13 protein-coding genes and 1 pseudogene are annotated in these 13,647 nt (G+C 76.1%); 7 read left to right on the top strand and 7 right to left on the bottom strand.

Annotated features, from left to right (window positions below; all coding sequences use genetic code 11):
* Nucleotides 1–56: 56 nt before the first annotated feature.
* On the bottom strand, nt 57–1,688 hold the full coding sequence (locus WJX68_RS16495) for a phospholipase D-like domain-containing protein (RefSeq protein ID WP_340291803.1): 1,632 nt from the start codon (nt 1,686–1,688) through the stop codon (nt 57–59).
* Between the two features lie 48 nt (nt 1,689–1,736).
* On the opposite strand from WJX68_RS16495, the gene WJX68_RS16490 reads away from it, so the two are divergent.
* Nucleotides 1,737–2,030 carry a hypothetical protein gene (locus tag WJX68_RS16490; protein ID WP_340291801.1) on the top strand — a complete coding sequence of 98 codons (294 nt, stop codon included), beginning with the start codon at nt 1,737–1,739 and terminating at the stop codon, nt 2,028–2,030.
* Here WJX68_RS16490 and WJX68_RS16485 read toward each other — a convergent pair.
* From WJX68_RS16485 to WJX68_RS16470, 4 genes are all read right to left on the bottom strand, one after another.
* Entirely contained in the window at nt 2,027–3,214 is a 1,188-nt protein-coding gene (locus tag WJX68_RS16485; protein ID WP_340291799.1) for a S8 family peptidase, read from the bottom strand. The genes WJX68_RS16490 and WJX68_RS16485 overlap by 4 nt on opposite strands.
* A gap of 175 nt (nt 3,215–3,389) precedes the next feature.
* On the bottom strand, nt 3,390–4,490 hold the full coding sequence (locus tag WJX68_RS16480; RefSeq protein WP_340291797.1) for a sulfate/molybdate ABC transporter ATP-binding protein: 1,101 nt from the start codon (nt 4,488–4,490) through the stop codon (nt 3,390–3,392).
* The gene (locus WJX68_RS16475; RefSeq protein WP_340292064.1) at nt 4,487–5,260 is read right to left on the bottom strand and encodes an ABC transporter permease; all 774 of its coding nucleotides are present in this window, start codon (nt 5,258–5,260) and stop codon (nt 4,487–4,489) included. Before WJX68_RS16475 ends, WJX68_RS16480 begins: the two co-directional genes overlap by 4 nt.
* An 89-nt stretch (nt 5,261–5,349) precedes the next feature.
* Nucleotides 5,350–5,754 (bottom strand): TOBE domain-containing protein, encoded by a 405-nt coding sequence (locus tag WJX68_RS16470; protein ID WP_340291795.1) that lies wholly within the window; start codon nt 5,752–5,754, stop codon nt 5,350–5,352.
* Nucleotides 5,755–5,848: 94 nt separating this feature from the next.
* Here WJX68_RS16470 and WJX68_RS16465 point away from each other — a divergent pair, with 94 nt between their 5' ends.
* From WJX68_RS16465 to WJX68_RS16455, 3 genes are all read left to right on the top strand, one after another.
* A complete protein-coding gene (locus tag WJX68_RS16465) occupies nt 5,849–7,054 on the top strand; it encodes an acyl-CoA dehydrogenase family protein (protein WP_340291793.1) in 1,206 nt (401 codons plus the stop codon).
* A 155-nt stretch (nt 7,055–7,209) separates the two neighbouring features.
* A complete protein-coding gene (gene moaA / locus WJX68_RS16460) occupies nt 7,210–8,268 on the top strand; it encodes a GTP 3',8-cyclase MoaA (protein WP_340291790.1) in 1,059 nt (352 codons plus the stop codon).
* Nucleotides 8,269–8,270: 2 nt separating this feature from the next.
* On the top strand, nt 8,271–8,543 hold the full coding sequence (locus tag WJX68_RS16455) for a MoaD/ThiS family protein (protein ID WP_340292061.1): 273 nt from the start codon (nt 8,271–8,273) through the stop codon (nt 8,541–8,543).
* Between the two features lie 9 nt (nt 8,544–8,552).
* Here WJX68_RS16455 and WJX68_RS16450 read toward each other — a convergent pair whose 3' ends face one another.
* Entirely contained in the window at nt 8,553–9,032 is a 480-nt protein-coding gene (locus tag WJX68_RS16450; RefSeq protein WP_340291787.1) for a hypothetical protein, read from the bottom strand.
* Between the two features lie 102 nt (nt 9,033–9,134).
* Here WJX68_RS16450 and WJX68_RS16445 point away from each other — a divergent pair, with 102 nt between their 5' ends.
* From WJX68_RS16445 to WJX68_RS16435, 3 genes and pseudogenes are all read left to right on the top strand, one after another.
* The gene (locus tag WJX68_RS16445; protein WP_340291785.1) at nt 9,135–9,824 is read left to right on the top strand and encodes a response regulator transcription factor; all 690 of its coding nucleotides are present in this window, start codon (nt 9,135–9,137) and stop codon (nt 9,822–9,824) included.
* Entirely contained in the window at nt 9,824–11,104 is a 1,281-nt protein-coding gene (locus WJX68_RS16440) for a sensor histidine kinase (RefSeq protein WP_340291783.1), read from the top strand. Before WJX68_RS16445 ends, WJX68_RS16440 begins: the two co-directional genes overlap by 1 nt.
* Before the next feature lie 47 nt (nt 11,105–11,151).
* Nucleotides 11,152–12,384: pseudogene (locus tag WJX68_RS16435) on the top strand (cytochrome P450); the annotation flags it as partial.
* 353 nt (nt 12,385–12,737) lie between these two features.
* Here the strand turns inward: WJX68_RS16435 and WJX68_RS16430 are convergent.
* Nucleotides 12,738–13,619, bottom strand: a complete 882-nt coding sequence (locus WJX68_RS16430) for a polysaccharide deacetylase family protein (protein WP_340291780.1) — start codon at nt 13,617–13,619, stop codon at nt 12,738–12,740.
* Between the last annotated feature and the right edge of the window lie 28 nt (nt 13,620–13,647).

The following is a 13,647-nucleotide window of genomic DNA, read 5'->3' as shown; positions in this document are numbered from 1 at the left end:
GGTGCTGGGCATCACATCCTCACCCCGCGGCACCGCGGTTGCCAACACCCCGCGGGTCACGAGGAGGACAAGCGCCGCTTCCCGGACTCGGCCACCTTCGCCGCACCCCGCCGGGCCCCGCGGGCGGCGCGGCTCAGCGGGCGCGGTGACGGCTCCGGCCACGGCCCGACCGGGACGAGCACCCGCTCGGCCGGGTCGAACCCGGCCGGGTAGCCCGGCACCCGCCAGGTCCCGGCCGGGGCGTCGGGCGGCAGCCACTCGGGCCGCCACATGCCCAGGGCCAGGTCCAGGTCGGCCAGGCGCGGGGCGAGCTCGTCGGTCAGCTCGGTGCGCAGGTGCTCGGCCCACAGCCGTACCCGCAGGTCCCGGACCTGGGTGCCGGTCGTGACGTAGGCCGTGGACAGCTCGGTGTCGGTGCCGCGCATCGAGCGGGAGAAGAAGTTGGCCGAGCCGATGGCGGCGAACACGTCGTCGATCAGGGCCAGCTTGGTGTGGACGGTGAGGTCCTCGATCCGGTGCATGATCACGTTGCCGCGGTCGGCCGGTTCGAGCTGGTCGATGACGCCGCGCTGCACGTCGCCGGTGACCCGGCGGCGGAACTTGTTGACCCCGGCGTCGACCGGGTCCTTGCGCCCCGAGCAGACCAGCACGACCTTCACGCCGCGGGCGGCGGCGTCGCGCAGCAGCCCGTAGAGCCGGAACGCCCGCCGCCCGCCGGGGACCTCGAAGAAGTACTGGTCCTCCAGGTAGATGTAGCGCCGCGCGCCGCGGATCGCCGCGGACAGGGTGCGGAAGACCTCCTGGGCACCGTGGCGCGGCAGCACGGTCCAGTGCCGCCGGTAGAGCATCCCGAAGTGGTCGATCTTCCACGGCCGCAGCGAGCGCAGGACCTGCACGGCGGTGCCCGGCGCGGCCCGCGGCGGCGACGGCGGCGCGGCCGGGAGCGCGTGCGGGAACGGCTCGGGGTTCATCGGCTCCCAGTCCGCGGGGGTGACCATGAACCGGCGCGGCGGCAGCGTCGCGGCCTCGGTCCAGCGGCCCCGGTAGAGCTCCCACACCCGGGCGGCGGCCGGCCCGCGCAGGCGCACCGCGCCGTCGTGCCAGCCCCAGCGCTCCTCGCCGATCGACAGCCGGTCGTGCGGCTCGGCGTCGAACCGGTTGGCCGACAGGTCCAGCCCGCCGACGAACGCGGTCAGCTCCCCCGCCACGTGGGTGAGCACGACCTTCTGGTGGTGGCAGCCGATCCCCGAGCCAGACCAGTCGAGCAGCACCCGCCCGGCCAGCTGCGGGCGCCGGCGCAGCTCCAGGGCGGCGAAGGCGTTCGCGCGGAACGGGCCGATCGCCACGCCGGGCACCGAGCCGGAGAACAGCGCGGCGGTGAGCAGCAGCCGGACGTCGACCCCGGCGTCCACGAGGCGGGCCAGCCGGTCGGCGAGGGGCTCGTAGCCCTCGTCGTCCGGGTCGAGGCCGTGCAGGTCCATGTCCGGCTCGAGGTTCAGCCCGGTGACGAGGACCGTGTCCCCGGCGCCCGCGCGGTCGAACAGCGCCCGCAGCCGGGCGAAGTAGTCGACGCCGTCGACGATCGGCTCCCACTCGGTGTCCTCGACGAACGTCGGGCACTCCGGGGTGTCGGGGGCGAGATAGCGGCGGGTGAGCGCCGCGAGGTCGGCGGGCGTGCGGCCGGGCATGGCCCGGACGCTATCCGGACCCGGCCGGTCCCCGCCTACCCTGCGGGCATGGCTCGCCCGGGAACGTTCGACCGGTTCAGCGCCGCGCTCGCGGCGTCCGGTGCGGTGGTCGTCGGCGGCTGGTTCGCGGTGACCGGGATCGGTGCGGCGACGGCCGGTGCACCGCCGGCCGGCGTCGCGGTGGCGCTGGGCCTGGCCGCGCTCGCGGTGCTGCTCTTCGGCGGGCTGGCGCGGCGTTCGTGGCGCCGCGGGCGGGCGGCCGACACCACGCCCGTCGGGCCGGAGGAGGTGGACCGGGCGCCCGTGCCGCCGGGCGAGGTGCAGCCGCCGGCGTCGTCCTAGAGGCCGCCGGTCTGCAGGAGCCGGTCCGGGGTGCCGCCGGTGGCGCCGCCGTCGATCTTCCCGGGGACGGCGTTGTCGACGATCCACTTCTTGACCGCGGTGGCCGGCTGGTCGCCGCGGGCCTGCTTGTAGAGCGCCGCGACCCCGGCGGCGAACGGGGCGGCCATCGACGTGCCGCTGTAGGACGCGGTGCCGCCGCCGGGGACCGGCGCGACGATCCGGGTGCCGGGGGCGTAGAGCGACACGCACCGGCCGGTGGAGGAGTTCGACGCGCGCTTGTCCTCGATCGTGGAGTTCGCGACGACCAGGACGTCGCCGACCGCGCGGGGCAGGGCGGTGCAGTCGTCGCCGCCGGTGTTGCCGGCCGAGGACGCGGCGAACACCCCGGAGTCGATCATCCGCTGGACGGCCTGCTGCAGCATCGGCGAGCTGCCGTAGCTCCACGACATGACCGCGACCGACGGGCCGCGCTTGTTCTTGACCACCCAGTCGAGCCCGGCGAGCAGCGAGGACAGCGTCCCGGTGCCGTTGCAGTCGAGGACCTTGACCCCGCGCACCCGGGCGCCCGGTGCCACGCCGTAGTCGGCGGAGGCGGCGATCCCGGCGACGACGGTGCCGTGCCCGTCGCAGTCCTCGTTGCGCTGGTCGATCGTGTTGAGCTCCAGCGCCGCGCGGCCGCCGAACTGCGGGTGCCCGGCGTCCACCCCGGTGTCCAGGACGAACACGTCCACCCCGGCGCCGGTGGCGGTGTGCCGGTACCGGCCGTCCAGCGGGAGGTCCCGCTGGTCGATGCGGTCGAGACCCCAGTTGCCCGGCGCCTGCTCGGCCTGCCCGGCCACGGGGGCGTCCTGGTGGGTGGCCTGCGGGTCGAGCGGGGTGATCGTGCGGTCCTCCTCGACCCCGACGACGCCCGGCCGGTCGCGCAGCTCGGTCACCTGGGCGGGGGTGAGGTCGGCGGCGAAGCCGTGCACGACGTCGTCGAAGGTGAGCTTCGGTGACACGCCGACGGACTCGGCGGCGGCCCGCGTCTGGCCCGCGGTGGCCGTCTGGACCAGGTAGCCGGCAGGTGCCGCGGGGACGGCCTCGGCGGCCGACGCCTGGGGCGCCGCGGCAGCCATACCGACCGTGACGGCGAGGACACCAGCGGTGACCGTCAGGGCGGCCCGGGAACGGGAGAATCTCACGGACAGCGACGCTATGCCCCTGTGACGCCTGGTGCGAGAGACACGATGGTGGTCCGGGTGACACCTGTGACCACCCGGGTGACGCAGCGTTTCGGTGCGCAGGGTCGCGGGCACCTGCGCCGGCCGGGGCGGACGGGCCCCGTGACCGGCCCGGACGGCGGCAGCGCGGCCCTGCTCAGGCGTGCCGGCCGTGCACGGCGACCTCGGTCGCCTTCACCGCGAACCACACCTCGTGGCCGGGCTCGACACCCAGTTCGGCGACGGCGGCCGGGGTGACGTCCGCGGCCAGGCCGGACACCCAGTCCGGTCCCCCGGCGGCCGGTGCGGCCCGCAGCCGTACCGCGTCGCCGCGCGGTTCGAGCGCGGCCACGCGCACCGGGAACACGTTGCGCGGGCTGCCCCCGGGACGCCGGGCGTGCACCGCGACCGCGGACGGCGGGAACACCGCGACGGCCGGCTCCCCCGCCACGACCTCGACCGACCGGCCGTGGATCTCGGTGCCGTCCGCGGTGCGCACCCCGCCCGCGTCGGCGGTGCCGGGCACCAGGTCCAGCCCGGCGATGCGGGCGGAGAACGGGCTGCGCGGGCGGGCCAGGACCTCGCGGGCCGGGCCGTGCTCGACCACCCGCCCGCGGTCCAGCACGACGACGCGGTCGGCCAGCACGAGCGCGTCGAGCGCGTCGTGGGTGACCAGCAGCGCGGTCTGCTTGCCGTCGGCGATGACCCGGCGCAGCAGGGTCCGCATGGCGGGGGTGGCGTCGACGTCGAGGGCGGCGAGCGGCTCGTCGAGCAGCAGCAGGCCGGGCCGGGGCGCGAGCGCGCGGGCCAGCGCGACGCGCTGCTGCTGCCCGCCGGACAGCTGCGCGGGCCGGCGCGCGGCGAGCTCGCCGACGCCGACGTCGGCGAGCAGGCCGCGGGCGCGCTCCTCGGCGGCCGCGCGCGGCGTGCCCTGGGCCCGCGGCCCGAACGCGACGTTCGCGAGCGCGCTCAGGTGCGGGAACAGCAGCGCCTCCTGGGCGAGCAGCCCGACCCCGCGCCGGTGCGGCGGGACGAACGTGCCGTCGGCGGTGTCGAGCAGGGTCCGGCCGTCGACCCGCAGGAGCCCGGAGTCCGGCCGCAGCAGCCCGGACAGGATCCCGAGCAGCGTGGACTTCCCGGCGCCGTTGGGGCCCAGCACGGCGACGACCTCGCCCGCGGCGACGGTCAGCTCCAGCTCGAGGGCGAAGCCGTCGCGCTCCAGGCGGGCGGCCAGCTCCACCCCCGACGGCGCGCTCATCCGCGCCCGTCAAGCCCGCGCGGCCGCCCGACCACGATGACGACCAGCGACACGACGACCAGCAGCAGCGACAGCGCGACCGCCCCGGCGACGTCGGTCTCGCCCTGCAGGTAGACCAGCAGCGGCAGGGTCCGCGTCGTGCCCTCCAGGCTGCCGGCGAACGCGATCGTCGCGCCGAACTCGCCCATGCAGCGGGCGAAGGCCAGCACCAGCCCGGACGCGAGCCCGGGCAGCACCAGCGGCACCGTCACCCGGCGGAACGCGAGCCCGGGCGAGGCGCCCAGGGTGGCGGCGGTGGCCTCGTAGCGCTCGCCCGCGGTCCGCAGCGCCCCCTCCAGCGAGACGATGAGGAACGGCATGGCGACGAAGGTCTGGGCGAGCACGACCGCCGCCGTCGTGAACGGCACGAAGATCCCGAACGCCGTGTCGAGCCCCTGCCCGACCAGCCCGTTCGCCCCGAGCAGGAACAGCAGCGACAGCCCGCCGACGACCGGGGGCAGCACCAGCGGCAGCAGCACGACCGAGCGCAGCGCGCGCATCAGCCGGGGCAGCCGGTCGATCCGGCCGCGGGCCAGCACGACGGCGAGCGGGCCGCCGAGCAGCAGGCACAGCGCCGTCGAGATCGCGGCGGTGAGCAGGGACAGCCGCAGCGCCGAGAGCGCCGCGTCGCTGGTCAGCAGCGCGGGGGTCTCGGCCCAGTCGGCCTCCCACAGCAGCCCGGCGACGGGCAGCGCGATGACCAGGAACCCGAGCCCGGCCGGCACCCACATCCACACCGGCAGGCCGACGCCGGTGCCGTGCCGGTCGGCCACGCCGTCGCGCCGCCGGGCGGGCGGGGCCGCCGCGACCGGCCCGGTGGTCACAGATGCCCGCCGGGCGTCTCCACCACGACGTTCGTCGACTTGATCACCGCCACCGCGAGCGCACCGGGCTCGAGACCGAGGTCGCGCACGGCCTCGCTGCTCATCAGCGACACCACCCGGTGCGGGCCGCACTGCATCTCGACCTGCGCCATCACCGTGTCGGCGATGACCGAGGTCACCAGCCCGACCATCCGGTTGCGCGCCGAGCGCTGCACCACCGACGGGTCCGGCGGTGCGGTGGCGTGGTCGCGGGCGAACTCGGCGAGCGCGGCTCCGTCGATGACCTTGCGGTTCGACGCGTCCGCCTGCACCGGCAGCGTCCCCGCGTCCACCCAGCGCCGGACGGTGTCGTCGCTGACGCCCAGCAGGCGCGCGGCCTCGGAGATCCTGAAGTGCGGCACGGTCGCGATACTAGGGTCGCGCCTGCGGCGGGGCCACGGCGGATCGTCGACGGAGCGGGTGCCACCCGACGGGCACCTGTGGTCTGATCGCGGCGTGGACTTCGCACCCAGCGCCGTGGCGGCCGACTACACCGAGCGCATGCGCGCCCTGCTCGACTCGGAGATCCTCCCGGCCGAGGCCTCCTACGACGCGTTCCGCGCCGAGCGGCGCGGCACCCCGCAGGAGTGGGACCTGCCCCCGGTGGTGGAGGAGCTCAAGGCGAAGGCCCGCGAACGCGGCCTGTGGAACCTGTTCCTGCCCGACGTCTCCGGGCTGTCCAACCTCGAGTACGCGCCGGTCGCGGAGGTGTCGGGCTGGTCCCCCGTGATCGCCCCCGAGGTGATCAACTGCCAGGCCCCGGACACCGGGAACATGGAGACGCTGCACCTGTTCGGCACCGACGAGCAGAAGCAGCAGTGGCTGCAGCCCCTGCTCGAGGGCGAGATCCGCTCGGCGTTCGCGATGACCGAGCCGGACGTCGCGTCGTCGGACGCCACCAACATCGAGACCCGGATCCGCCGCGACGGCGACGACTACGTCATCGACGGCCGCAAGTGGTGGATCTCCGGCGCCGCCGACGAGCGCTGCCGGATCTTCATCGTCATGGGCAAGACCGACCCGGAGGCCTCGACCCACCGGCAGCAGTCGATGATCCTCGTCCCGCGCGACACCCCGGGCCTGGAGATCGTGCGGCACCTGCCGACGTTCGGCTTCCAGGACCAGCACGGGCACTCCGAGCTGCGCTTCGACGGCGTGCGGGTGCCGGCGTCGAACCTGCTCGGCGAGGAGGGCGGCGGCTTCGCGATCGCCCAGGCCCGGCTCGGCCCGGGCCGGATCCACCACTGCATGCGCCTGATCGGCATGGCCGAGCGCGCGCTGCACCTGATGACCGAGCGGGCGCAGGCCCGGGTCGCGTTCGGCGGGCCGCTGGCGGACCAGGGCGTGGTCCGCGAGCAGATCGCGCTGTCCCGGATGGAGATCGAGCAGGCCCGGCTGCTGACGCTCAAGACCGCGTGGCTCATCGACAACCACGGGGCCAAGGGCGCGGCGACCGAGATCGCGGCGATCAAGGTCGTGGTGCCGCGGATGGCCTGCGCGGTGATCGACCGGGCGATGCAGGTGCACGGCGGCGCCGCGATGAGCGACGACACCCCGCTGGCCTACTTCTACGCCTGGGCGCGCGCCCTGCGCTTCGCCGACGGCCCGGACGAGGTGCACATCCGGTCGGTCGCGCGCCAGGAGCTCAAGGCCCACCGGTAGTGACACCGTACCTGTCCGATCGACTAGGTACATGATGACTAGTTCCGCATCTGCGACGGCGCGACCCGAGCCACTCCCGCGGGTGCGGATCATCGCTCTGAGCTGGGGAAACCCACCCTGGGCGGGGCCCGGGCACGCCGGTTAGCCTCGGGACCATGACCACCGAGCTCGGCCTGCCGTCCCTGCGGGGCGGCACGTCCCGGGACCCGGCCCGCCCGGCCGACCCCCGTCTGGTCGACGGGTTCGGCCGGGTCGCGACCGACCTGCGGATCTCGCTGACCGACCGCTGCAACCTGCGCTGCACCTACTGCATGCCCGCCGAGGGCCTGGACTGGATGCCGCGCGAGGAGCAGCTGACCGACGCCGAGCTGAACCGGCTCATCGCCGTCGCCGTGCGCGAGCTGGGGATCGAGGAGCTGCGCTTCACCGGCGGCGAGCCGCTGCTGCGCAAGGGCCTGGAGGAGATCTTCGCCGCCGCGTCGGCGCTGGAGCCCCGCCCGGACATCTCGCTGACCACCAACGGGATCGGGCTGGCCCGGCGGGCCGGTGCGCTCGCCGCGGCCGGGGTGAACCGGCTCAACGTCTCGATGGACACCCTGCGCCCCGAGCGCTTCGCGACCATCACCCGCCGCGACCGGCTGTCCGACGTGATCGACGGGATGGCCGCCGCGCAGGCCGCAGGCCTGGCCCCGGTGAAGATCAACGCGGTGCTGCTGCGCGGGGTCAACGACGACGAGGCCGCCGACCTGCTCGAGTTCGCCCTGACCCACGGCTACGAGCTGCGCTTCATCGAGCAGATGCCGCTCGACGCCCAGCACGGCTGGCGCCGCACCGAGATGATCACCGCCGAGGAGATCCTCGCCCGGCTGGAGGAGCGCTTCGTGCTCACCCCGTCCGACGAGGACCGCGGGGGCGCCCCGGCCGAGAGGTTCGTCGTCGACGGGGGCCCCACCACCGTCGGCGTGATCGCGTCGGTGACCCGCCCGTTCTGCGGGGCCTGCGACCGGACCCGGCTCACCGCCGACGGCCAGGTCCGCACCTGCCTGTTCGCGACCGGCGAGACCGACCTGCGCGCGATGCTGCGCGGCGGCGCGACCGACGCGGAGATCGCCGACACCTGGCGCGACGCCATGTGGGCCAAGAAGGCGGGCCACGGCATCGACGACCCCGGATTCCTGCAGCCCGCGCGCCCGATGAGCGCGATCGGAGGATGAGCATGACCGTCTCGCTGGAGACCCGCACGCTGACCGTCCGCTACTTCGCCGCCGCCAAGGCGGCCGCGGGGACGGGCGAGGAGACCCTGGAGCTGCCCGGCGACGCGACGGTCGCCGACGCGGTCGACGCGCTCGGGACCGCGCACGGCCCGGAGCTGGAGCGGGTGCTGCTGCGTTGCAGCTTCCTGGCCGACGAGGTCGCGGTCCGCGACCGGACCGCCCGGCTCGGCACCACCGCGACGCTGGACGTGCTCCCGCCGTTCGCCGGGGGCTGAGGGCGCCGGTCAGTCCTCGGGGCGCGTCACGACCTGCCCGGACGGCGTGCCGTCCGCGCAGCTCAGCGTGACCAGGACGTCGGCGTCGTCGCCGTCGAACAGGACCTGGCCGGGGCGCACGTCGTCGTCCTCGCGCTCGAAGCCCTGGGCCGGGTTGACCGACACGATCCGCGGGGTCGTGCCCTCGCAGCGGGCGAGGACCGTGCCCGCGGCGGCGGCCCGCACGACCACCGGCGGCGCCGGGGCGGGCGGGGTCCCGGTCCCGGACGGGGCCGGCGCGGGCGTCGCGGTGACCGCAGCGGGGGTGCCCGCGGCGTGGCGGGCCAGCCGCGTCTCGATCTCGGCGGCGGACAGCGGCGCGGTCTGCGGTCCCCCGGCCAGCCCGGTGCCGATCGAGCCGACGGCGGTGAGCCCGAGCAGCAGCGCGCCCACGGCGGCCACCGCCCACAGCCCGAACTGCACCAGCGGTCTCGTCCTCGCTCGCTCCACGGCCACAGCATGCCCCGGAGCCGGGTTAACGCATCCCTAAAGGGGACACAAGCGACGCCCCACGGGCCCCGGACACCCGTCGCGGGCGGCTAGGTTCGCCCCGTGGCCCAGATCCTGATCGTCGAGGACGACCCCGGCATCCGCGGCGCCCTCATCCGCGGGCTCGGCGAGCGCGGGCACGCCGTCGACTCCGCGCCGACCGCGATGGCGGGCCTGGAGAACGCCGTCGCGAAGCGTCCCGACCTGGTGGTGCTCGACCTCGGGCTGCCCGACATGGACGGGGCCACGATGCTCCGGATGCTGCGCGGCGCCAGCTCGGTCCCGGTGATCGTCGCGACCGCGCGCGACGACGAGGCCGAGATCGTCGCGGTGCTCGACGCCGGCGCCGACGACTACCTGGTCAAGCCGTTCGCCGCGGCACAGCTCGACGCCCGGATCCGCGCGGTGCTGCGCCGCCTCGGCGACGGCGCGCCGGACCCGACCGTCGTCGTCGGCGGGCTCTCGGTGGACCCGCGGTCGCGGCGCGCCGTGCTCGACGGCACCGAGCTGGAGCTGACCCCGCGCGAGTTCGACCTGCTGCACCACCTCGCGGCCCGCGCCGACCAGGTCGTCAGCAAGCGGGAGCTGGTCACCGAGGTGTGGCAGCAGCCCTACGGCGGCGCCGACAAGACCGTCGACGTCCACCTGTCCTGGCTGCGCCGCAAGCTCGGTGAGACCGCCCAGCAGGCCCGCTACCTGCACTCGGTGCGCGGGGTCGGGATCCGGCTGTCCGCGCCGCGCGGGGACGGCTGATGCGGGGGCGAATCCTGCTGCTCGTCGCCGCGCCGGTGCTGCTGGTGCTGATCGGCTTCGCGGTCCCGCTGGCGGTACTGCTGCGCCAGGTCGCCGAGGACTCCGCGGTGTCGGCGGCGACCACCCAGGCCCAGGCGCTCACCCCCGCCGTCGCGGCCGGGGACCGCGCGGTGCTCGTCCCCACCGTGCAGGACGCCGACGCCCGCGACGCCTCGGACGTGTCGGTGTTCCTCGGCGACGGGACCGTGCTCGGCGCCCCCGCGCCGCTCAGCCCGGTCGTCCGGCTCGGCCTGCTCGGCACGAGCGCGCAGACCGACGCCCACGGCGGCCGCGAGCTGGTGTTCGCGGTGTCCGGCGCCGCCGGCGGGAACGCCGCGATCCGGGTGTTCGTGCCCGACGCCGAGCTGACCCGCGGGGTGACGCGCTCGTGGCTGCTGCTGGGCGGGCTGTCGCTGGTGCTGACCGCCGGCGGCCTGCTGCTCGCCGACCGGCTCGCCCGCTCGCTGGTGGACGCGACGACCGACCTGTCCGAGGTGTCCGGGCAGCTCGCCCGCGGCGACCTGTCCGCCCGCGCCGACCCCGGCGCCCCGGCCGAGCTGGGCGTCGTCGCGGGGGCGCTGAACGGCCTGGCCGGGCGGATCGCGGAGCTGCTGCGCGAGGAGCGGGAGAACGTCGCCGACCTCGCCCACCGCGTCCGAACCCCGCTGACCGCGCTGCGCCTGGACGCCGAGGCCCTGCGCGACCCCGACGAGGGCGCCCGTATCTCCGCCGGGGTCGACGGCGTGCAGCGCGCCGTGACCGGCGCGATCGAGCAGGCCCGGCGGCGCGGCGGCGGCACCCTGCGCAGCGCGGACGCCGCCGCCGTCGTCGCGGAGCGGGTGGAGTTCTGGCGGGTGCTCGCCGAGGACACCGACCGCGCGGTGACCACGACCCTCGCCGCGGGGCCGCTGCCGGTCGCGTGCGCCCCCGGTGACCTGGAGGCCTGCGTGGACGCGGTGCTCGGCAACGTCTTCGCCCACACCCCCGACGGCACCGCGTTCGAGGTCGAGCTGTCGCCGCGGGCCGGGGGCGGCGCACGGATCGTCGTCGTCGACCACGGGGCGGGCCTGCCGCCCGGTGCCGACCCGACCTCGCGCGGGGTCAGCGGCGGCGGGTCGACCGGGCTGGGCCTGGACATCGCGCGGCGCACCGCCGAGCAGGCGGGCGGCGCCCTGACCCTGAGCAGCCCGCCCGGGGCCGGGCTGCGGGTCGAGCTGGAGCTGGCCGCCCCCGTCGCGTGACCCCGCAGGCGGTCCACCGGGCGGGTACGAGCGCCTACGCTCGGTGCATGGGACAGCTCCCCGGCCCCCGCGGCCCCGTCGAGGTCCTGCGCTCCACCGCCCTGTTCGCCGCCCGCCCGCACCGCGCGCTGCAGGAGCTCCACGCCCGCCACGGCCCGGTCGTCGCCTTCGGTGTCGGGCCCGGACGGTCGGTCGCGGCGTTCGGGCCGGAGGCCAACACCGTCCTGTTCGGCCACGACGAGCTGTTCAGCCAGCGGGAGATGTTCGAGACGGTCGCGCCGCTCAGCGGGGAGACCGCGCTGCTGCTCAGCCACGGCGAGGAGCACCGGCGCCGCCGCCGGGTCGCGGCCGGCGGGTTCACCCGGCGCGCGGTCGACGGCTACGTCCCCGCCTTCACCGGCCACGCCGACCGGGTGATCGACACCTGGCGTCCCGGCGACCGCGTCGACCTGCACCGGGAGTTCCGGACGGTCATCCGCCGCGCCACCGTCGAGGTCCTGTTCGGCCCCGAGCTCGCCGCCGACGCCGACCGGATCGGCGCCCTGCTCGACCCGCTGCTGCGCTTCGTCGAGGGCGACCCGGTCTCCCAGCGGGTGCACCGGCGGCTGGGCACCCGGCGCTGGCGGGCCGCGCTGGCCGGGCGGCGCGCCGTCGACGACCTGGTGCGCGCCGAGCTCGACCGCCGCGACGGTGCGCCGCGCGAGGACCTGCTCGCCCGCTTCGCCACCCCCGCCGACGGCGCCGAGCTCTCCCTCGTCGAGGTGTGCGACCAGGTCGTGAGCCTCGTCGTCGCCGCCTACGAGACGACGGCCGCCGCGATGGCCTGGACCGCGCTGACCGCGCTCACCCGGCCGGAGATCGCCGGCGCCGTCCGCGACGAGGTGCGCGCGGTGTGCGGCGACGCCCCGCCCGGCCCGGGCGACCTGGCGTCGCTGCGGTTCACCGACCGCGTCGTGCACGAGACGCTGCGGCTGTACCCGCCGGCGTCGATCAGCGGGCGCTGGGTGCGCCACGGCCTCACCCTGCACGGCCACGACGTCCCGCCGGGCACACCGCTGCTGTTCAGTCCGTTCGTCACCCACCGCGACCCGGCCGTGTGGGACCGCCCGACCGCGTTCCTGCCCGGCCGCTGGGACGAGAGCGACCCGGACCACCGGCGACCGGTGCCGGGGGCGTTCATCCCGTTCGGCGGGGGCGCGCACCGGTGCCTGGGCGCCGCGCTGGCCGTCGCCGAGCTGACCGTGCTGCTCGCCCGGCTGGTCGTGCGGGCCGAGCTGGACCCGGTGCCCGGCCCGGTGCGGCCCACCGGCTTCCTCGCGATGCGCCCCGCCGACGGGGTGCCCGCGGTGGTGCGCGCCGTCCGCGGAGGCCGGCGCGCCTCACCCGCCCGCGGCCGCGGCGAGCAGCGCCCGCCGGGCCGCCGCCCGGTCGGGCGGGCCCAGGGCGTCCAGCAGCTCCGCCAGGGTCCGGGCGACGGCGGTGCGCCCGGTCGGGCCCGCGACGGTCCAGCCGCCGGGTACCGCCCGCACGCGCCGGCCCGGCCCGCTCGCCGCCGCGGCGACGGCCGCCCGCCGCCGCGGCCCGGCGACGGCGGCGCCGTCCGGGTCGTGCGGGCGCCCGCACGCCCCGCACATCAGCCGCGCGGCCGGCGGGCCAGGAAGTCGCGGGCGATGCCGTCGAAGGTGGACCAGCGCACGCCGTCGTGGCCGCTGATGTGCTCGATCAGCCGTTCCAGCATGAGCAGCACCTGCGGGCGCCCGGAGACGTCGGGGTGGATCGTGAACGTGAAGACCGCGTAGTCGAGCTCGCGGTACACCCAGTCGAACTGGTCGCGCCACATCTCCTCGATGTGGCGCGGGTTCACGAAGCCGTGCGAGTTCGGGCTGGACTTGATGAACATCATCGGCGGCAGGTCGTCGAGGTACCAGGACGCCGGGATCTCCACCAGGTCGGTCTCCTCGCCGCGGACCAGCGGCCGCATCCACTCCCGGGCCGGGCGCTCGTAGTCGATCGGGGTCCAGGAGTCGCCGACCCGCACGTAGTACGGCTCGAAGTCCCGGTGCATCAGCGAGTGGTCGTAGGTGATGCCGCGTTCGAGCAGCAGCTCGTTGGTGACGCGGGAGAACTCCCACCACGGCGCCACGTAGCCGGTCGGGCGGGCCCCGGCCCGGTCGGTGATCAGCTCGATGCAGTGGTCGAGGATGTCGGACTCCTGCTCGCGCGTCATCGCGATCGGGTTCTCGTGGCTGTAGCCGTGCACCCCGATCTCGTGCCCGGCGGCGACGACCTCGTCGAACTGCGCGGGGAACGTCTCGACCGAGTGTCCCGGCCAGAACCAGGTGGCGGGCAGGTCGTATCGGGCCAGCAGCCGGTTCAGCCGCGGTACGCCGACCTCGCCGGCGAACACGCCGCGCGAGATGTCGCCCGGGGAGTCCTCCCCGCCGTAGGACCCCAGCCACCCGCCGACGGCGTCCACGTCGATCCCGAACGCCACGAAGATCTCTTTCCCGGCCACGCCCGCACCTCCTCGCCCGCGCCGCCCC

The sequence above is a fragment of the Pseudonocardia spirodelae genome, assembly GCF_037727765.1.
Lineage (GTDB): Bacteria > Actinomycetota > Actinomycetes > Mycobacteriales > Pseudonocardiaceae > Pseudonocardia > Pseudonocardia spirodelae.
Note: the sequence above shows the minus strand (reverse complement) of the source record. Positions and strands in the feature narration are given on the sequence as shown.

What these genes read in the sequence shown, in the direction of transcription:
- WJX68_RS16495 (WP_340291803.1), bottom strand. Translation starts at nt 1,688, where the DNA reads ATGCCCGGCCGCACGCCCGCCGACCTCGCGGCGCTCACCCGCCGCTAT.
- WJX68_RS16490 (WP_340291801.1), top strand. Translation starts at nt 1,737, where the DNA reads ATGGCTCGCCCGGGAACGTTCGACCGGTTCAGCGCCGCGCTCGCGGCG.
- WJX68_RS16480 (WP_340291797.1), bottom strand. Translation starts at nt 4,490, where the DNA reads ATGAGCGCGCCGTCGGGGGTGGAGCTGGCCGCCCGCCTGGAGCGCGAC.
- WJX68_RS16475 (WP_340292064.1), bottom strand. Translation starts at nt 5,260, where the DNA reads ATGTGGGTGCCGGCCGGGCTCGGGTTCCTGGTCATCGCGCTGCCCGTC.
- moaA (WP_340291790.1), top strand. Translation starts at nt 7,210, where the DNA reads ATGACCACCGAGCTCGGCCTGCCGTCCCTGCGGGGCGGCACGTCCCGG.
- WJX68_RS16455 (WP_340292061.1), top strand. Translation starts at nt 8,271, where the DNA reads ATGACCGTCTCGCTGGAGACCCGCACGCTGACCGTCCGCTACTTCGCC.
- WJX68_RS16440 (WP_340291783.1), top strand. Translation starts at nt 9,824, where the DNA reads ATGCGGGGGCGAATCCTGCTGCTCGTCGCCGCGCCGGTGCTGCTGGTG.